The 19,061-nt window shown below is 59.8% G+C and carries 18 protein-coding genes; 12 read left to right on the top strand and 6 right to left on the bottom strand.

What is annotated here, in order from left to right:
• Window positions 1-26: 26 nt before the first annotated feature.
• The 4 genes from H7698_RS09140 to H7698_RS09125 all read left to right on the top strand — a co-directional run bounded on the left by H7698_RS09140 (window position 27) and on the right by H7698_RS09125 (window position 2,711).
• A complete protein-coding gene (locus H7698_RS09140) occupies window positions 27-722 on the top strand; it encodes an OmpA family protein (RefSeq protein WP_162439062.1) in 696 nt (231 codons plus the stop codon).
• Between the two features lie 91 nt (window positions 723-813).
• Window positions 814-1,533 carry an OmpA family protein gene (locus H7698_RS09135; RefSeq protein WP_194691194.1) on the top strand — a complete coding sequence of 240 codons (720 nt, stop codon included), beginning with the start codon at window positions 814-816 and terminating at the stop codon, window positions 1,531-1,533.
• A 148-nt stretch (window positions 1,534-1,681) separates the two neighbouring features.
• Complete coding sequence (locus H7698_RS09130) at window positions 1,682-1,960, top strand: DUF1145 domain-containing protein (protein WP_194691193.1); 279 nt, start codon at window positions 1,682-1,684, stop codon at window positions 1,958-1,960.
• Complete coding sequence (locus H7698_RS09125) at window positions 1,953-2,711, top strand: collagen-like protein (RefSeq protein WP_194691192.1); 759 nt, start codon at window positions 1,953-1,955, stop codon at window positions 2,709-2,711. The genes H7698_RS09130 and H7698_RS09125 overlap by 8 nt, the downstream gene beginning before the upstream one ends.
• 59 nt (window positions 2,712-2,770) lie before the next feature.
• On the opposite strand, the gene H7698_RS09120 is transcribed toward H7698_RS09125, so the two are convergent.
• On the bottom strand, window positions 2,771-3,235 hold the full coding sequence (locus H7698_RS09120) for a CopD family protein (RefSeq protein WP_162438572.1): 465 nt from the start codon (window positions 3,233-3,235) through the stop codon (window positions 2,771-2,773).
• Between the two features lie 99 nt (window positions 3,236-3,334).
• Between H7698_RS09120 and dinG the strand changes: the two genes are divergently transcribed.
• The 5 genes from dinG (at window position 3,335) to pdxH (ending at window position 11,262) form a co-directional block, all read left to right on the top strand.
• Window positions 3,335-5,479: an ATP-dependent DNA helicase DinG gene (gene dinG / locus H7698_RS09115; protein WP_162438573.1), complete on the top strand. Its 2,145-nt coding sequence runs from the start codon at window positions 3,335-3,337 to the stop codon at window positions 5,477-5,479.
• A 96-nt stretch (window positions 5,480-5,575) separates the two neighbouring features.
• Window positions 5,576-8,098, top strand: coding sequence for a beta-galactosidase (locus H7698_RS09110; protein WP_194691191.1), 2,523 nt, complete (start codon window positions 5,576-5,578; stop codon window positions 8,096-8,098).
• Window positions 8,099-8,213: 115 nt separating this feature from the next.
• Window positions 8,214-9,359, top strand: a complete 1,146-nt coding sequence (locus H7698_RS09105; RefSeq protein WP_162438575.1) for a serine hydrolase domain-containing protein — start codon at window positions 8,214-8,216, stop codon at window positions 9,357-9,359.
• Between the two features lie 114 nt (window positions 9,360-9,473).
• Window positions 9,474-10,589, top strand: a complete 1,116-nt coding sequence (locus tag H7698_RS09100; protein ID WP_194691190.1) for an OmpA family protein — start codon at window positions 9,474-9,476, stop codon at window positions 10,587-10,589.
• Between the two features lie 25 nt (window positions 10,590-10,614).
• Entirely contained in the window at window positions 10,615-11,262 is a 648-nt protein-coding gene (pdxH, locus tag H7698_RS09095) for a pyridoxamine 5'-phosphate oxidase (RefSeq protein WP_194691189.1), read from the top strand.
• A gap of 5 nt (window positions 11,263-11,267) precedes the next feature.
• Here the strand turns inward: pdxH and H7698_RS09090 are convergent, their stop codons facing one another.
• Window positions 11,268-11,504 carry a hypothetical protein gene (locus tag H7698_RS09090; protein ID WP_162438578.1) on the bottom strand — a complete coding sequence of 79 codons (237 nt, stop codon included), beginning with the start codon at window positions 11,502-11,504 and terminating at the stop codon, window positions 11,268-11,270.
• Window positions 11,505-11,671: 167 nt separating this feature from the next.
• On the opposite strand from H7698_RS09090, the gene H7698_RS09085 reads away from it, so the two are divergent.
• Window positions 11,672-12,136 (top strand): glycine zipper 2TM domain-containing protein, encoded by a 465-nt coding sequence (locus H7698_RS09085; protein ID WP_020798113.1) that lies wholly within the window; start codon window positions 11,672-11,674, stop codon window positions 12,134-12,136.
• A gap of 142 nt (window positions 12,137-12,278) precedes the next feature.
• Here H7698_RS09085 and nhaA read toward each other — a convergent pair whose 3' ends face one another.
• Window positions 12,279-13,466, bottom strand: a complete 1,188-nt coding sequence (gene nhaA / locus H7698_RS09080) for a Na+/H+ antiporter NhaA (RefSeq protein ID WP_194691188.1) — start codon at window positions 13,464-13,466, stop codon at window positions 12,279-12,281.
• Window positions 13,467-13,715: 249 nt separating this feature from the next.
• Between nhaA and H7698_RS09075 the strand changes: the two genes are divergently transcribed.
• The gene (locus H7698_RS09075) at window positions 13,716-14,810 is read left to right on the top strand and encodes a PLP-dependent cysteine synthase family protein (RefSeq protein ID WP_162438580.1); all 1,095 of its coding nucleotides are present in this window, start codon (window positions 13,716-13,718) and stop codon (window positions 14,808-14,810) included.
• Window positions 14,811-15,008: 198 nt separating this feature from the next.
• Here the strand turns inward: H7698_RS09075 and H7698_RS09070 are convergent, their stop codons facing one another.
• From H7698_RS09070 to H7698_RS09060, 3 genes are all read right to left on the bottom strand, one after another.
• The gene (locus H7698_RS09070; protein ID WP_194691187.1) at window positions 15,009-16,622 is read right to left on the bottom strand and encodes an NAD(P)/FAD-dependent oxidoreductase; all 1,614 of its coding nucleotides are present in this window, start codon (window positions 16,620-16,622) and stop codon (window positions 15,009-15,011) included.
• A 94-nt stretch (window positions 16,623-16,716) separates the two neighbouring features.
• A complete protein-coding gene (locus H7698_RS09065; RefSeq protein ID WP_194691186.1) occupies window positions 16,717-17,370 on the bottom strand; it encodes a COG3650 family protein in 654 nt (217 codons plus the stop codon).
• 74 nt (window positions 17,371-17,444) lie between these two features.
• Entirely contained in the window at window positions 17,445-18,044 is a 600-nt protein-coding gene (locus H7698_RS09060; RefSeq protein WP_194691185.1) for a short chain dehydrogenase, read from the bottom strand.
• Between the two features lie 105 nt (window positions 18,045-18,149).
• Between H7698_RS09060 and H7698_RS09055 the strand changes: the two genes are divergently transcribed.
• Window positions 18,150-19,058 (top strand): LysR family transcriptional regulator, encoded by a 909-nt coding sequence (locus tag H7698_RS09055; protein WP_194691184.1) that lies wholly within the window; start codon window positions 18,150-18,152, stop codon window positions 19,056-19,058.
• Window positions 19,059-19,061: the final 3 nt, after the last annotated feature.

Here is a 19,061-nt window from a genome sequence, read left to right as displayed (position 1 = left end):
AAGCCGATCCCTCAGGAGAAAACTAGATGAGCATAGTTCGGACAGCATTACCCTTGGTTCTGCTAACCAGTGTGTTGACTGGTTGCGCAGGTTTGCAGAAAACCGACTGGCCGACCTGTGCGGCGGTCGGTGGTGTCGTAGGTGCTGGTCTCGGCGCGACCGAGAGCTCGGCATGGGCAGGGTATGGCGCGCTGCTGATCGGCGGCACGGCAGCGGCCTATTGCTGGGTTCACGGTGATGGCGACGAAGATGGCGATGGCGTGCCGGACAGCCGCGACAAGTGCCCGGGTACGCCTAGAGGCGTGCAGGTCGATGCCGACGGTTGCCCACCACCTGTGCCAGCGCCAGTTGTCGAAGAGGCTGTTGTGGTCAAGGAAGAAGTCATCGTCATTCGCGATGTTCACTTCCAGTTCGACAAAGCGACGCTCACGCCTTCCGATAAAGATGTCCTCAACAAAATCGCTTCTCGCCTGAAACAGGAATCCTCTACCGCGCAACTGACCGTCACCGGTCACACCGACAGCGTGGGCAGCGATGCCTACAACCAGAAACTGTCGGATAAACGCGCGCACTCGGTAGTTGATTACCTGATCCAGAGTGGCGTTCCACGTGCCAGCTTCGTGTCTGTAACCGGTGCCGGTGAAAGCCAGCCGGTGGCTGACAACAAAACGGCTGACGGCCGCGCGATGAACCGTCGCACGGAAATCAAAATCAACCGCTGACCCCCCTCGCACTCCGCGGCTTGTGCAGTCGCGGATGTGTGTCTTTACTCCTGTGTAACCGGTATGGGCCGGTAACACAGGAGCTTTCATAATGAGTGTTCTCACAAGGACCGTCTTGCCGGTTCTGCTGCTAGGCGGCCTGCTGACCGGTTGCGCAACTCACAGCGATGGCACTGCCCCGTTAAATCAACGTACCTGGCCAATCTGCAGCCTCATCGGCGGACTGGTCGGCGGAGGCCTGGGCGCGATCGAAAGCGCCGGCTGGGCAGGAGGTGGCGCAGCGCTCGGCATCCTGACGGGCGGCCTGATCTGCTACGCCCAGGATGGGGATGAAGATGACGATGGTGTTTTCGACCGTCGTGATCGCTGCCCTGATACACCCGCCAATACTCCGGTCGAACATCACGGTTGCCCGCTGCCGCAATACCCGGCCAGCGTGAAACCTGCCGAACCCGTGCAGTCCGAAGTCGTCACGTTGAGTGATGCGAACGATGTGTTGTTCGCCTTTAATAAATCCGACTTGACGCCCGCTGCACGCAGCGAACTCGATTCGCTGATGGCCAAGTTGCAAAACGCCGACGTGGTGAGCATCAAAGTGGTCGGCCACACCGACAGTGTCGGTTCGGACGCCTATAACCAGGCACTCTCGGAACGTCGCGCCAGCAGCGTGGCGGATTACCTGTTGAGCCAGGGCCTGGCGCCAAACAAACTCACCAGCGAAGGCAAGGGTGAAAGCGAGCCGATTGCCGATAATGAATCGGAAGAGGGCCGCGCGAAAAACCGTCGCGTAGAGTTGCACATCAACCGCTGAGGCCCGTAGTAGAGCCGTCTGGCGATAAAACAGATCGTCCGGACGGCCATTCGGCGGCCCTCATGAAGAATTTTCCGTTGCCCTCTGGCTTATCCCGCGTGGAAGCCGTTACTGTGCGCGCAAAGAATAATTCTCAGCGGGGGAGCGTATGAAGGTGATATGGGGACTAGGGAAGTTGTTGACCCTGCTGTTCTGGGCCGTGGTGGTGGTTAATTCGCTCACGCCGTTTGTTTATCCGCTGCAGGTGTTGGTCAATCTGGCCGGCGGCCTGCTGGCAATCCTTCATCTTCTGGAAGTGCTGCTGTGCAATCGCAGCCTCAAAGGTCGCGCCCATCCCTGGGCTGATCGCCTGAAGATTCTGTTTTTCGGCGTGTTCCACCTGCAAACCATTCCAGCTCCCACCGTATCGAAGGCTTCCCATGCGTAATCTCTGTCTGCTCGCGGCATTCATCAGCCCATTGGCTTGCGCCCAAGTGGTAAGCGTCGAAACCAACTCCCTGATGCGTTTACCCAATACGGCCAGCACCTTGCAGCTGGAACGTCTGGAAGTCGCCGACTACGGCACTTTGCTGATTCCTTCGAACGTGACTCAGGTCACCGTCGGCGAGTTGCACCTGGGACGCGACGCGCGCATCGCTATCGTGCCTGGCGAGCAGGCGCTGGACTTCAAGGTCATCCGCGCCCAATTGTCGGAAGGCAGCCAGATTACTGCGCGGGGTGCACCGGGCACTTACCTCAAGGCCGCGCGTTCGGGTCGCAATCTGAACGTGCAGATCAAGTCACTGAATGCGCCACAGTTGGTGGTGGATGCTCGCGGTGGTGCGGGCGCGCCAGGATTTGTCGGCCTTGACGGTGCGAATGGTCAGGCACCGGGCTGCACCTGGGGCCAGGCCGGTCGTGGTGCGGATGGCAGCGACGGCAGCGATGGTCAAGCGGGCGCGCCGGGGGCAATGATCCGGTTGGAAGTGCCGCGTGATTACCCGGTTGAGCAGATCAAGGTCCAGGTAGCCGGCGGTGCAGGTGGCTTGGCGGGGCCTGGCGGAAAACCGGGTGCGGGAGGCAAGTCAAAAGGTTGCATCGTCTATCGCGCCGATGGCGGCAAGAGCGGTCGTCCAGGCGCCGACGGCCAGCCCGGGCCTGAGGGCGCCGCAGGTACAGTGACTGTTCAGCGTCTGTAAGAAAGACAAATCCCTGTGGTGAGGGAGCGAGCTGCCTCGCCACAGTGACCGGATCTGCTTTAGAACATCGGGCGAGCCGAAGCGATCGCCACCAGCACCAACCCGACGATCAGGTTGATCCCCACCAATCGACGAATTCTCCCCAGCACTGCAGCCCCTGCCGGCCAATCCTGAGCCGTCACGGCGGTGCGCAGTTCAGGCAACATCAGCGCCTGAATCCTGATAAACAGCGCCGTCATGACCACGTAGAGTCCCATCATCACCTGTACATAACGCGGCGCGGCTTCAAATCCGGCGTACTGCAGATGAATCATGCCCACGCCGCTGATCGGCAACAGAATCACCGCGATCCAGACCCATCGAAAAAACCCCTGGAACACTTCTACCCACAGCTTCAACCGGGCAGGGCCTTCCAGCGCTTTCACGGCGGCCGGGCGCAAGACCATCCAGGCGAAAAACATGCCGCCGACCCACACCAGGGCGGACAGGACATGCAGGGTGTAAACGATGCCAAAAGGTGTCATTGAGGTACTCCGTTCTGCGCGGGATTAATTAGCGGGGTATGATAGCCGCCGAACCAAACCACTGAAAATTTATCCAGCGTTTATTGCGCCCGACAATCCATGATCAGCACCGAACTCAAAACCACGATTCAGGGCGCCTACTCGCGTTTTCTCGAGGCCAAGAGCCTCAAGCCGCGCTACGGCCAACGCCTGATGATCGCCGAAATTGCCAAAGTCCTCGGTGACATCGACACCGACGACGAAGGCCGGCGCAGTGGCGACCCCGCGATTGTCGCGGTGGAAGCCGGCACCGGTACCGGTAAAACCGTGGCCTACAGCCTGGCGGCGATCCCGACTGCGAAAGCGGCTGGCAAGCGTCTGGTCATTGCCACGGCCACGGTGGCCCTGCAGGAACAGATCGTCTACAAGGACTTGCCCGACCTCATGCGTAACAGCGGGCTGAATTTCAGCTTCGCTCTGGCCAAGGGGCGCGGACGCTACATGTGCCTGTCCAAGCTCGACATGCTGCTGCAGGAAGGTCATGCGCAAACCGCCACGGCGCAGTTATTCGAGGAAGAAGGCTTCAAGATCGAGGTCGACGAGGCCAGTCAGAAGCTGTTCACCAGCATGATCGAAAAGCTCGCCGGCAATAAATGGGACGGTGACCGTGACAGTTGGTCCACCGCCCTGGAAGACGCCGACTGGGCGCGTCTGACGACCGATCACAGCCAGTGCACCAACCGCCATTGCCCTAACTTCGGCCAGTGCGCCTTCTACAAGGCCCGCGAAGGCATGGGCAAGGTCGACGTGATCGTCACCAACCACGATATGGTCCTGGCAGACCTCGCCTTGGGCGGCGGTGCGGTGCTACCGGACCCGCGTGACACCATCTATGTATTCGACGAAGGTCATCACCTGCCAGACAAGGCCATCGGTCACTTCGCCCATTACACACGCCTGCGTTCCACCGCCGACTGGCTGGAAACCACAGCCAAGAACCTCACCAAGCTGCTCGCCCAACACCCGCTGCCGGGTGACCTTGGCAAGCTGATCGAGCAGGTGCCGGAGCTGGCGCGGGAGATCAAGACTCAACAGCAGTTCATGTTCACCGCCTGCGAACAGGTTGCCGATTTCAAACCTGGTGAAGACGTTGAAGGCCGCGAGCGGCCGCGTCATCGCTTCGTCGGCGGCGTGATTCCCGAGCACATGCGTGAAATGGGTGTCGAGCTGAAAAAGGGGTTCGCCCGGCTGACTGACGTGTTCACCCGGCTCACTGAACTGTTGAAAGAAGGCATGGATGGCGAGGTCAACATCGGCATCGCCAGCAACCAGGCTGAAGAGTGGTATCCGCTGTTCGGCAGCTTGTTGTCCCGTTGTTCCGGCAACTGGGAGTTGTGGACGGCCTTCACTGCCGAAGACCCGGAAGACAACCCGCCCATGGCCCGTTGGCTGACCCTGGCTGAAAGCGGTTCGCTGTTCGACATCGAGGTCAACGCCAGTCCGATCCTCGCCGCGGAGATGCTGCGTCGTAACCTGTGGAACGTGGCTTATGGCGCGCTGGTTACTTCGGCGACCCTGACCGCGCTCGGCACATTCGACCGATTCCGCATGCGCGCCGGCCTGCCGAAAAAAGCCGTCACTGCCGTCGTCCCGAGCCCGTTTCATCATGCCGACGCTGGCGTGCTGCGGGTGCCGGACCTGAAAGCCGATCCACGGGATGCGCCCGCGCATACCGCCGCGATCATCCGTGATTTGCCACAACTGGTCGAAGGTTCGCGCGGCACCTTGGTGCTGTTCTCGTCGCGCAAACAGATGCAGGACGTTTTCGATGGTCTCGACCGCGACTGGCGCAAACAAGTGTTCATTCAAGGCAACCTGTCAAAACAGGAAACCCTGAACAAGCACAAGGCGCGGGTCGATGGCGGGGATTCGAGCGTGCTGTTCGGCCTGGCAAGTTTCGCCGAGGGCGTGGATTTGCCTGGGGCTTATTGCGAACACGTGGTCATCGCCAAGATTCCTTTTTCGGTGCCTGATGACCCGGTCGAAGCAGCCCTGGCCGAATGGATCGAAGCCCGTGGCGGTAATCCCTTCATGGAAATCTCGGTTCCGGACGCCTCGCTCAAACTGGTCCAGGCCTGTGGTCGGTTGCTGCGTACCGAAGAGGATCGCGGCACCATTACCTTGCTGGATCGACGTCTGGTCACTCAGCGTTACGGCAAGGCGATCCTCAATGCGTTGCCTCCTTTCCGTCGTGAAATTTCCTGATACACCGGTGGGCATTTATGCCCGCCGCGTTGTCTATCTCTCTGCCATCGCTTTTCCACTGGCCTATTGAAGGTCGCTAGGGAGAACTACGTTCCTATGATTCGCCGTTCGCTGCGCCATTCTTTACCAGCGGTTTTTACCCTGATGTTCGCAGCCCCTTTGCTGGCGGCTCCTGCCGGCCAGCAGACGCTGTTTAACTTTGTGCGTCCCGCTGACGTGGTGCAGGTGGCGACTCAGGACGCCAGCCTGCCGCAATCCAATGCTGAGCAAACGGCCGAAGGCGAAGTGTTGCGCCGGGTAACGTTCAATCCCGTCGCGCAACCGACGTTGCGACTGACGCCGCAAAGTGGCGCCTGGGACTGGTCGCAGTCGGGCGTCATGAGCTTGCGGATTCAGAGCGCGATGAATTGGGCCCTGACCCTCTACGTCAAAATCCAGAGTAACGACGGCAAGACCCTGATCAGCCGCGTCGACTTGCCAGCCGGTCCTGCCCAAACGCTGCTGGTGCCGTTGCAACCGGGTTCACCGCTGAGTCTTGGCATGAAGGCCGGCCCCCCGATGCCGATAACGGTCGACGGTCAGCGGGTATTGCTGGCCAGCAGTGCCGGTGAGCTGGATCGCAGCCAGGTGGTGTCGGTGACGTTGTCGATGGATCAGCCGAAAGTCGCCCAGAGCATCCTGCTGGAACGCTTCGGTGTTCAGGACGTTGAGCCGGTCATTCAAGCGGCTTATGGCAATCTCGTGGACGCTTACGGTCAATCGACCCGAACCAAATGGCCGGAAAAAGTCAGCAGCGATGAGCAATTGAAAAGCGCTGCCGGCAAGGAACAGCAACAGCTCAAAACCTGGCTGGCGGAACGCGAAAAGACGTCACTGGACACTTATGGCGGCTGGACCAAAGGGCCGGCGTTCAAGGCCAGTGGTTTCTTCCGTACCGAAAAGCGCGACGGCCGTTGGTATCTGGTAACGCCTGAAGGGCATCCGTTTTATTCGCTGGGGGTCAACACCGTCACCCCGGACGTCAATCAGACGTACATCGCCGGTCGTGAGTGGATGTTCGAGGCCCTGCCAAAACCCGATGAGCCGCTGGCCAGCCATTACGGCGAAGGCGACAACCGCGGTGGTAATGGCGCGGATCAGGGACGTGGCTACAACTCGGGTCGCTGGTACGATTTCTATGGCGCTAACCTGCAGCGTTTATACGGCGACCCTTGCGCGCTCGGCAGCACCACCAAGGCCGGTATCGCCGAAGCGGCCAAAGCCGACGCTGTCGAGGCGACGGTCGAGAAGGCCGCAGAGCAACCGGCAGCACCTTCAGTGGGTGAATCAGGTATCGCCGAAGCCGCCAAATCCGATGCGGTGGAGGCGACTGCCGCCAAAGCGGTTGAACAATCCCCGGCGGCGCCTTGCAAAGCCGACCTTGATGAAAACCGCTGGATCAGCCACACCCTGGACCGGCTGCAAGCCTGGGGCTTCAACACGGTTGGCAACTGGAGCGCTCCGGCCCTGGCTGATTCTGAACGTGTGCCCTACACCTTGCCGCTGTCGATCGTTGGTGATTACACCAGCATCAGTACGGGAAGCGACTGGTGGGGCGGTATGCCCGATCCTTTTGATCCTCGTTTTGCCATGGCCACGGAACGAGCGGTTGCCATTGCTGCCCGGGATCACCGCGATGATCCATGGCTGATCGGTTACTTCGCCGACAATGAACTGGCCTGGGCCGGTCCCGGTGACGATCCGAAGGCCCGCTATGCGCTGGCGTATGGCACCTTGAAAATGACCACCGACGTGCCCGCCAAGCGTGCGTTCCTCAAGCAACTGCGGGACAAATATCGCAACCAGGCAGGCTTGTCCAAGGCCTGGGGTATTGATCTGCCGGCTTGGGAATTGATGGAAGATCCGGGCTTTGTTCCGCCGATACCAAGCGCCGAACATCCGGAAATCGAAGCCGACTTCAAATATTTCCAGAAAGTCTTCGCCGATACCTACTTCAAGACGATCTCCGATTCGCTGAAATGGCACGCGCCCAATCAGCTTCTACTCGGTGGCCGATTTGCCATCAGCACCCCGGAAGCGGTGGAGTCCTGCGCCCAGTATTGCGACGTGGTGAGCTTCAACATGTACACCCTGCAACCGCAGGACGGTTATGACTTCGAGAAGTTGCGCAGTCTGGACAAGCCGGTATTGATCACCGAATTCAATTTTGGCTCGGCCGATCGTGGCCCGTTCTGGGGCGGTGTGACGCAATTGGCAAAAGAAGAGGACCGTGGCCCGGCTTATGCGAACTTCCTTAAACAGGCGATGAGCGAGCCGTCAATTGTCGGGGTCCACTGGTTCCAGTATCTGGATCAGCCGGTTACCGGTCGTCTGCTGGACGGCGAAAACGGTCACTTCGGGCTGGTAGGCATTACCGATGTGCCTTTCCAGGGCTTTGTCGACAGTGTGCGCAAAAGCAACCTGGCGACCGTCGATCAACTGGGTAAGGAAGCACAGAAGGCCAAGGTCGCAGCCGATAAAGCCAGTAACGATACAGACGGCGGCCGCAAAGGCGATGCCGGCAAAGGTGCCGGACAGGGCGCTGGTCATGCAGGTGGGCATTCCGGGAATGGCCATTGAGGCGTTCACAACAGTAGACGACAGTCGACCGCCTGGCCCGCACCTGTTCCCAAAACCATCAATGGCTGGAACAATGCGGGCCACTTTGTAGAGCGTTGATGCGGGGGAGTTGCGGGTGCAGATTCAGGGTCATTACGAGCTTAAGTTCGAAGCTGTGCGCGAGGCATTCGCTGCACTGTTCGACGATCCCCAGGAACGCGGCGCGGCGCTATGCATCCAGATCGGCGGAGAAACCGTCATCGACCTGTGGGCCGGTAGCGCCGACAAGGATGGCACCGAAGCCTGGCACAGCGACACCATCGCCAATCTGTTCTCCTGCACCAAGACGTTCACCGCGGTGACTGCCCTGCAGCTGGTCGCCGAAGGCAAGTTGCAACTGGATGCTCCCGTCGCTCGCTATTGGCCCGAGTTCGCTGCGGCCGGCAAAGAATCAGTCACCCTGCGCCAGTTGCTCTGCCATCAGGCCGGCTTGCCAGCGTTGCGTGAACTGCTCGCACCGGAGGCTCTCTACGACTGGCAAACCATGGTAGATGCCCTGGCCGCCGAAAGTCCGTGGTGGACGCCGGGCACCGGTCACGGCTACGCCGCCATCACCTATGGCTGGCTGGTGGGCGAGTTACTGCGTCGCGCCGACGGTCGGGGTCCTGGTGAATCCATCGTTGCGCGGATCGCAAAGCCATTAGGGCTGGATTTTCACGTCGGTCTGGCCGACGAGGAATTCCACCGCGTGGCGCACATCGCTCGCGGTAAGGGCAACGTTGGCGATGCGGCGGCCCAGCGCTTGCTGCAAGTGACGATGCGCGAACCGACGGCCATGACCACGCGAGCCTTCACCAATCCACCGTCCGTGCTGACCAGCACCAATAAACCCGAGTGGCGCAGAATGCAGCAGCCGGCCGCCAATGGTCACGGTAATGCTCGCAGCCTGGCCGGGTTCTACGCCGGTTTGCTCGACGGCAGCCTGCTGGAAAGCGAGATGCTCGATGAGCTGACCCGCGAGCACAGCCTCGGCGAAGACAAGACTTTGTTGACCCGTACCCGTTTCGGTCTGGGTTGCATGCTCGATCAACCGGATGTTCCCAACGCGACCTACGGCCTCGGCCCGCGCGCGTTCGGGCATCCAGGCGCCGGCGGTTCCATCGGTTTTGCTGACCCGGAACATGATGTGGCCTTCGGTTTTGTGACAAATACACTGGGGCCGTACGTCTTGATGGATCCACGCGCACAAAAGCTTGTGCGAGTACTGGCCACTTGTCTGTAAAACCCGCTCAAGGGGTCCGATATCGGAACCTGACAGCCTTTTCGGTTTCAAAGCGTCTGTTTATGCGGGCCAGCTTGGCCTGATTTTTTTATTACTTCATTTTGTGGATATCCAATGTCATCCAATAAAACCTTCGCCCTGGCCCTGTGCTTCGCTATCACCGGTTGCGCACAGACTCCACAAAATGATGCAGATGGCGGCAGTTGGTGGCCGTTTGGTTCGTCCGATAAAGTCGCGGCAAAAGAACCCGCTGCGGCACCAGCCCCTCTGAAGCCTGCCGCAACAACTCCGGTCGCCAAGGCAGAAAGCGCTAATCCGGTCGCCAAAACTGAAAGCGCTAACCCTTGGTACTGGCCATTCGGCTCCGAAGAAGTCCTCGACAAGAAGCCTGAAGCCAAACCTGTTGAAGTGGCCAAGGCTGAAGCCGACGCCGGTGGTAAATGGTGGTGGCCGTTTGGAGGCAAGGAGCAGAACACTGCCAAGGTCGTACCGATGCCTGATCCTAAGGTCACTCAAGCCTGGCTCGACGACTATGAACCGCGCCTGCGCACGGCCATCAAGGACAGCAACCTGCAACTCGAGCGTCGGGAAAACGTTTTGGTAGTCACTGCGCCGGTAGAGGGTTCGTTCAATCCGGATCGTCCCGCCATGCTGCTGCCCGTCACGCTCGGTCCGTTCACCCGCGTGGCAAAAATCCTCGAAGTCGACCCTAAGACCGCCGTCCTCGTGCTCGGGCACAGTGATACCTCCGGTGCCGCACCAGCCAACGTGAAACTGAGCCAGGAACGTGCTCAGGCCGTCGCGGCGATCTTCCGCCTCAGTGGTCTGCAGCGTGATCGCCTGATGCTTCGCGGGATGGGCAGCGAAGCGCCGCGTGCTGCCAACGACAGCACTGAAGGTCGTGCCTTGAACCGTCGCGTCGAATTGTTGGTAACGCCGCAGAACACCATGGTGGCGTTATTGAGCAAGTACAACATGCCTGCTCCGGCCCCCGTTCGCATGGTTGCTGCTCAAGACGTCAAGCCAGCGGTCGCGCCAGTGACTCCAGCACCTGCGGCGAAGAAAGCCGATGTGCCGGCCGCGAAAAAAGCCCCGGCCAAGAAAGCCGCTGCCAAAGCGCCTGCAAAGAAAGCCCCGGCCAAAACCAAGACCCCGGCGAAAAAGACCGCTCCCGCCAAAGCCGCAGCCACTGACAAGAAAGTCGCCGCCGCTGATGCTACAAAGAAGTAATTCGTTAATTTAAAAGGAATGCACCATGACTCAGGGCCTGGCTGATATGCGTCGCGATTACACCCGGGACGGCCTGACCGAGGCGCAAGCCCCGGCCGAGCCGTTCGGGCTGTTCCATCAGTGGTTTGCCGACGCGGTGAAAACCGAGCAGGCGCCAGTGGAGGCTAACGCCATGACCCTGGCGACCGTCGATGCTGATGGTCGACCGCATTGCCGAATCCTGCTGCTCAAGGGGTTGGACGAACAGGGCTTCACGTTCTTCACCAACTACGAGAGTGCCAAGGGTCAGCACCTGGCAGCGAACCCGTTCGCTGCCATGACCTTTTTCTGGCCAGCCCTGGAGCGTCAGGTGCGCATCGAAGGGCGAGTGGTGAAGGTCACGCCCGAAGAGTCCGATGCCTACTATCAGGTCCGGCCCCTGGGCAGTCGCCTGGGTGCCTGGGCTTCGCCACAAAGCCGGGTGATCGCCGATCGGGCCGAGCTGGAAGCATTGCTCAAGAACACCGAACAACGCTTCAGCGATACTCAGCCTCATTGCCCCGAACACTGGGGTGGTTATCGTCTGTTACCGGAGCGCATCGAATTCTGGCAGGGCCGTCCGAGCCGTCTGCACGATCGCCTCAACTACCGTCAGCAGGGCGCCGACTGGATTCTTGAACGTCTGGCACCCTAAGCAGTCTACCGAGCGGGATACCCTGCCGCAGCGGCCTCCAGCCATTGCGGCAAGTCCCGGCGCTTGATCTTCTTGGCTTGAGCGTTCGCCAGTTGCTGGAGCATGTAGGCTTTCTTGTCTTCATCGCCACCGGCCAGGGCCAACGCCAGATCACGGTCCATCCAGCGTTTGATCCGCACGTACAACCACCAGTGGAAGTACAAACCGGCGACAGTGGTGACGACAATGATGAAGTAATCCATGAAAATCCTTGGGTCAGTGGCGCAGATCTCGTAATTTGTCGCTACTGTGTGGTGAATTCGAGGGGTGCCTGTACATGCCCTGAATCAAACCACTTTTATCCGGGCGATGCCGTGACAGGCGTCATGCTGCGGAGTTTAATGAATACCTGTCCTTTGGAGTTGATGCTATGCGTAAGTCTGTTCTGTTGGTTGCTTCCTTTTCCACGATGGCGATGTTGCTCACCGGCTGCCAATCGAGCCTGACCGGTGACTCCTACTCCCGTGACGAAGCGCGTCGCGTGCAGACGATTCGCATGGGCACCATCGAAGCACTGCGCCCGGTGAAAATCGAAGGGACCAAAACCCCAATCGGTGGCGCCGCAGGTGCCGTGGTCGGTGGTGTAGGCGGTAGTGCAATCGGTGGCGGTCGCGGCAGCATCGTCGCAGCGGTCATCGGCGCAGTGGCCGGCGGCCTGCTGGGCTCGGCCACTGAAGAAGGCCTGACCCGCACCCAGGGCGTGGAAATCACCGTTCGCGAAGACGACGGCAGCATGCGCGCCTACGTGCAACAGGTTCAGGAAAACGAAGTGTTCCGTGTTGGCGAGCGTGTGCGCATCGCCACGGTTGATGGCACGAGCCGCGTTTCGCACTAAGCGGAAGACGGCAAAAGAAAACCCCGATCAGGCGACTGGTCGGGGTTTTTCTTTTTCAGGGATTAGCGACGGCTAACTTGCAGTAACGCATACCAATTGGACGATATGATTTGCGTTCGTCAGTGTTGTCCGTTCATTCCTTTCAAGGCTGCAACACAGCGCTTTTACGGCTTGCCGCCGCAGTCACCGCATAGCCAATCAATGCTGCCAGTATCGATCCGGTCAGAATCCCCATCCGGTCCATCCCCGCGTATTCACTCACGCCCGGTTCAAATGCCAGGGAGCCAACGAACAGACTCATGGTGAAGCCGATGCCGCAGAGAATCGCCACGCCGAGCACCTGGCCCCAGTTTGCCCCTTGGGGCAGGGCGGCAATACCGGTTTTGACCGCCAGCCAGGTCAGGCCGTAGACGCCGAGGGTCTTGCCCAGCAGCAGGCCGATTGCGATGCCCATGGGTACATGGTGGGTGAAGCTTTCGGCGGTCACGCCACTCAGGGACAAGCCCGCGTTGGCGAAGGCGAACAATGGCAGGATGCCGTAGGCCACCCACGGGTGCAGGGCGTGTTCCAGGGTCAGCAGTGGTGACGGTTCGGCATTTTTTGTGCGCAACGGAATGCAGAACGCGAGGGTTACACCGGCCAGGGTGGCGTGAACGCCACTCTTGAGTACACACACCCAGAGGATCAGACCAATGATCATGTATGGCCCAAGCTTGACCACGCCAAGCCGGTTCATTGCGATGAGCGCCGCGATGCACGCGCCCGCCAGGGCCAGCGACAAGGTCGACAACGTCCCGGAGTAGAAAATCGCGATGACGATGATTGCCCCCAGGTCGTCGATGATCGCCAAGGTCATCAGGAACAGTTTCAGCGACACAGGCACGCGCTTGCCGAGCAAGGCGAGTACGCCGAGGGCGAAGGCGATGTCGGTGGCCATGGGGATGGCCCAACCATCGAGGGCTGCGGCGTTGTCACGGTTGAAGAACCAGTAGACCAACGCCGGGACAACCATGCCGCCAATCGCTGCGGCGCCTGGCAGGACGATCTGCGACGGTTTTGACAACTGGCCGTCGAGGACTTCGCGCTTCACTTCCAGGCCAATCAGCAGGAAGAACAGCGCCATGAGGCCGTCGTTGATCCACAGCAGAGCCGGTTTGGCGATTTGCAGCGCACCAATCTGTGCAACGACAGGGGTCTCCAGAAAGCTGGTGTAAAGCCACGACAGCGAGGAATTATTGATGATCAGCGCCAGCGCTGCGGCGGCGATCAACAACAGGCCGCTGGCAGCTTCCAACTGAAAGAAGCGTGTGAATGTGCTACGCAGAGGCAAAGTCACTCTCCAATGTAAGGTTCGAAAGGTGGCACACCGTAACCCGTGCCGTTAGTTGTTAAAACAAAAGTTATATTCTTTTTTGTTATATACCGTTACAGCTAGGATGCTTGGCGAAAAAACTGAGCCTAGCAGTTGCCGGGTGTATTGAACCTCAGCTGTACCTGTGCGCGATGTAGGTTTTTTCCTAAGCTTGTCGCTGAACCTTGCAAAAGGACCGACTCTTGCCGATCCAACGAGACAATCACCATGAGCGACAACCGACAGTGGGCTCGTGAAGCCATTCGGATCATTGAAGCGGACTTCCAGCGCAGCGCCGACACCCACCTGATCCCTTTGCCGCTGCCGGGGTTTTCGGGCATCGAGTTGTATTTCAAGGATGAGTCCAGCCATCCCACGGGCAGCCTGAAACATCGGTTGGCGCGTTCGTTGTTCCTCTATGCGCTGTGTAACGGCTGGCTGAAACCGGGTGCTCCGGTGATCGAGGCGTCCAGCGGCTCGACGGCGATTTCCGAAGCGTACTTCGCCCGCATGCTGGGCCTGCCATTTATTGCCGTGATGCCGGCGACGACGTCTAAAGAGAAAATTGCGCAAATTGCGTTCTACGGTGGCAAGAGCCACCTGGTCGACGACCCAACGCAGATTTATGCCGAATCCGAGCGCTTGGCGCGTGAACACGATGGGCATTTCATTGACCAGTTCACCTATGCCGAGCGAGCCACCGACTGGCGCGCGAACAACAATATCGCCGAGTCGATCTTCCATCAGATGCGTTTCGAATCTCACCCGGAACCGAGCTGGCTGATCTCCAGTCCTGGCACCGGTGGCACCACCGCGACCCTTGGCCGTTATGTGCGTTATCGCCAGCATTGCACCCGGGTGCTTTGCGCCGACGCTGAGCGCTCGGTGTTCTTCGACTACTACCAGACTGGGGACGCGAGTCTGCGTCTGGACCACGGATCGCGGATTGAGGGTATTGGACGTCCCCGTGTCGAAGCGTCGTTTCTGCCCAAGGTGATCGATGCGATGGTCAAGGTGCCTGACGCCCTTTCACTGGCGGCCATGCATTACCTGGCGCAGCGTTTGGGGCGACATGTGGGTGGCTCAAGCGGGACCAACCTGATTGGCGCCTTGATGGCGGCTCAACAGATGGCGGCGGCGGGGGAGACGGGGTCGATCGTGGCGATTTTGTGTGATGGCGGCGAGCGCTACGCAGACACCTATTACGATCAGGATTGGCTCAAGGCGCAAGGATACGCGTTGAGTAGTTTGATCGATGCCGTGGCCGCGAGTGCCGAGCGTGGTGAGGCGTTACCCACGACCGTGTTGCGCGCCAATATCTGAGATTGTTCAGGCAATGAAACCAATGTGGGAGCGAGCTTTTGTGGCGAGGGGACTTGTCCCCGTTGGGTCGCGAAGCGGCCCCAAACTGTGAGTTCGGAATGTATCTGACACACCGAGAACTCAGGTTTTGGGCCTGCTGCGCAGTCCAACGGGGACAAGTCCCCTCGCCACAAAAGCTCGCTCCCACAAGGATACAGATCAGGCTTCGAGGCCGAGGATATCCCGCGCTACCGCTTCGGCAATCCGGATACCATCAACGCCGGCTGACAAAATCCCGCCCGCGTAACCTGCGCCTTCACCCGCTGGAAACAGACCCTTCACGTTCAGGCTCTGCATCGACTCATTCCGGGTAATGCGCAGTGGCGACGAAGTGCGGGTCTCGATCCCGGTCAACACCGCGTCGTGCAGCGAATAACCGCGAATCTGCTTCTCGAACGCCGGCAGTGCTTCGCGAATGGCTTCGATGGCGAACGCCGGTAAAGCCAATGCCAGATCACCCAGCGCAACGCCTGGTTTGTAGGACGGTTCAACACTGCCCAGCTCGGTGGACGGCTTACCGGCAATGAAGTCGCCCACCAGTTGTGCGGGCGCTTCATAGTTACTGCCGCCGAGCACAAAGGCGTGAGACTCCAGACGCTCCTGCAGCTCGATTCCAGCCAGCGGGCCACCCGGGTAATCGACTTCCGGGGTGATGCCGACGACGATGCCGGAGTTGGCGTTACGCTCGTTACGCGAGTACTGGCTCATGCCGTTGGTGACCACACGCCCCGGTTCGGACGTCGCCGCCACCACGGTGCCGCCCGGGCACATGCAGAAGCTGTAGACCGACCGGCCGTTCTTGGCGTGGTGCACCAGCTTGTAGTCGGCGGCGCCAAGTTTCGGGTGACCGGCGTACTTGCCCAGGCGCGCACGGTCGATCAGCGATTGCGGATGCTCGATGCGGAAACCCACCGAAAACGGCTTGGCTTCCATGAACACGCCACGCCCGTGCAGCATGCGGAAGGTGTCCCGGGCACTGTGCCCGAGGGCGAGGATCACGTGTTTCGAATGAATCTGTTCGCCGCCATTGAGCTCGACGCCGACCAGTTGACCGTCTTCGATCAACACGTCGGTGACCCGCTGCTGGAAGCGCACTTCACCGCCCAACGCGCGAATCTGCTCACGCATGTTTTCCACGACGCCGGTCAGACGGAACGTACCGATGTGCGGTTTGCTGACGTAGAGAATCTCTTCCGGAGCCCCCGCCTTGACGAACTCGTGCAGGACTTTGCGACCGATGAATTTCGGGTCCTTGATCTGGCTATAGAGCTTGCCGTCAGAGAACGTCCCCGCGCCGCCTTCGCCGAATTGCACGTTGGACTCGGGGTTGAGCACGCTTTTACGCCACAGGCCCCACGTATCCTTGGTGCGCTGGCGAACTTCAGTGCCGCGCTCGAGGATGATCGGCTTGAAGCCCATCTGCGCGAGCAGCAGCCCGGCGAAGATTCCGCACGGGCCGAATCCGACGACAACCGGGCGTTGTTCGAGATTGGCCGGTGCCTGACCCACCACCTTATAGCTGACATCCGGCGCCACGTTGACGTTGCGGTCATCGGCGAACGTGTGCAGCACCGCAGCCTCATCGCGAACGTTGAGATCGATGGTGTAGATGAAGCACAGTTCGGAAGACTTTTTGCGCGCATCGTAGCTGCGCTTGAACAAGGTGAAATCGAGCAGGTCATCACTGGCGATGCCCAGGCGCTGCACGATGGCAGGGCGCAGGTCTTCTTCGGGATGGTCGATTGGCAGCTTGAGTTCGGTAATTCGTAACATGACGGGATCCGGTTCGCGGGGCGCACAACTGCGCCAAGGCGTTTGAAGGCCGCGATTATAAGCCCCAAACGCCGGTCCCGTGAGGCAAAAACGATCAGTCGTTACGCGCCCCGCCGAAATACCCACAGCCACGCTGCACTTGACCATCAATGCGCAACTCGGCACTCATGTGCTGGACGGCGCCGGAGGTGGCGTCGACGCAACGTTGCGGCGCGACCCAGAGCTCGATGTGCTGGTTATTGGCTTCAGTGCTGAGGTTGAAACGGCCATCGCCCAATTGTTCTTCAACGTAGGGCAGGGCCAGAGGAGGTTGACCGGCGCGGTCGATGACCATGCCTTTACCGCTGACTTTGACGTTCCACTCCGGCGCATGACCGGCGGCTCGAAGGATCAGCAGTTTTAGATTGGGGTCGTCGCAGGCCGTGCCCGATCGCTCGACGCGGTACAGCTGCTCAAGGTCGAGGCGGTTGCCATCGACACGGCCGCGTACGTCGGCAAACAATTTGCCCTGGGCATCGGCCAGGGTCGCGGCCTCTTGCAGCACGCTGGTGCCGCCAGTGTCATTGACCACGAAACTGCGCGATTCATTGCACGGCTGGAACACCAGTTTGCCGTCCGCCGCCGTCAGTTGACCCTGCATGCGAGTCTGACCCACATGGGAGGCGCTCTGCCGCTCGCCATCGAACAACTGGCAGGCGGCAAACAGCGGAAGGAGGGCAACAAGGACTAAGGAACGGGCAACACGCATCTTTGGTTCTCCAGACAAGTGCCGCCACGTTACTCAGCCTGACCGCTCATCACAACCCTGCAGGACGTGCTATTTCATCCTACGTGAAAGGTCTGACCGGTTTGCAGGCCCTCCACACTTTTGGCGTAGGCCAATGCCACGTCGGCGGCGGGAACCGGTTTGTAGCCGCGGAAATACGGCGCGTAGCTGCCCATGGCTTCGAGCAATACGGTGGGGCTGATCGAGTTGACGCGTAAGCCACGCGGCAGTTCGATGGCGGCGGCACGCACGAAGCTGTCGATGGCACCGTTGACGAGTGCAGCCGAGGCGCCACTGCGAATCGGATCGTGGCTGAGGACGCCTGTGGTGAAGGTGAACGAAGCCCCATCGTTGGCGAATTCCCGACCGATCAGCAGAAGGTTGACCTGGCCCATCAGTTTGTCTTTCAGGCCCAAGGCAAAGCTGTCCGAGGTCATTTCGTTCAGCGGCGCGAAGGTGACGTTGCCGGCGGCGCAGACCAGTGCATCGAATTTTCCGGTTTGTTCGAACAGTTTGCGGATCGAGGCGCTATCGCTGATATCTACATTGAAATCGCCGCTGTTACGGCCAATACGAATGACCTCGTGACGCTGGGACAACTCTTTGTCGACGGCCGAACCGATGGTGCCGCCTGCGCCAATCAAAAGAATTTTCATCGTGCTGTTCCTCGAAGTGTTTGAACGAGGCTTCAGTCTAGAGTGGATTTTCCTGTTGATAAGCGTGCTAATGGGCAACCTTTGGTTTTCAAATGGAAACAATCCATGAGTGAAATGGATGACTTGGCGGCGTTCGCCGTGTTGATTGAAGCCGGCAGTTTTACCCTGGCAGCGCAGCAATTGGGTTGCAGCAAGGGCCAGCTTTCCAAGCGGATCAGCCTGTTGGAAACGCGGTTTTCCGTGGTCCTGCTGCAACGCACTACGCGGCGTTTGAGCCTGACGGCTGCAGGCGCGGCGTTGTTGCCGCAAGCCCAGGCGCTTGTCGTCCAGGTTGAGAGGGCACGTCAGGCATTGGCGCGATTGAAGGACGATATGGCCGGGCCGGTGCGTATGACGGTGCCAGTCTCGCTGGGGGAAACCTTCTTTGATGGCTTGCTGCTGGAGTTTTCCAGCAAATACCCCGAGGTGCAGATTGAACTCGATTTGAGTAACAACTTTCGTGATCTGTCCCGGGACGGTTTTGACCTGGCGGTTCGTTCCGAGGTGGGCAACGACGAACGCCTGGTTTCCCGGCCGCTGCTGGCCTGGAATGAAATGACCTGCGCCAGCCCGGCCTACCTTGAGCAATACGGCGAGCCGCAGACGCCCCAGTCCTTGGTTGAACACCGTTGCCTGCTTAACAGCCATTACAGTGGCCGCGAAGAGTGGCTCTATCACCAGCAACACGAGTTATTGCGGGTTCGGGTGTCCGGCCCGTTCGCCAGCAACCATTACAGCCTGCTGAAAAAAGCCGCACTGGCCGGCGCCGGCATTGCGCGCTTACCGTCCTACTTGCTGCAAGCGGAATTGGCTGACGGTCAATTGCGCTGGCTCCTGCGTGATTATCAGACCCGTCGGATGCCGATGTACCTGGTGCACCCGTATCAGGGTGGTTTGCCTAAGCGCACCCAGGTGCTCGCGGATTATCTGATTGGATGGTTCAAGCGCAGTGGCGAGGCGCTGGATCGACTCTAAAGG

It is taken from the genome of Pseudomonas sp. p50(2008) (assembly GCF_015351605.1).
Lineage (GTDB): Bacteria > Pseudomonadota > Gammaproteobacteria > Pseudomonadales > Pseudomonadaceae > Aquipseudomonas.
This window is presented reverse-complemented; position numbering and strand designations above follow the sequence as displayed.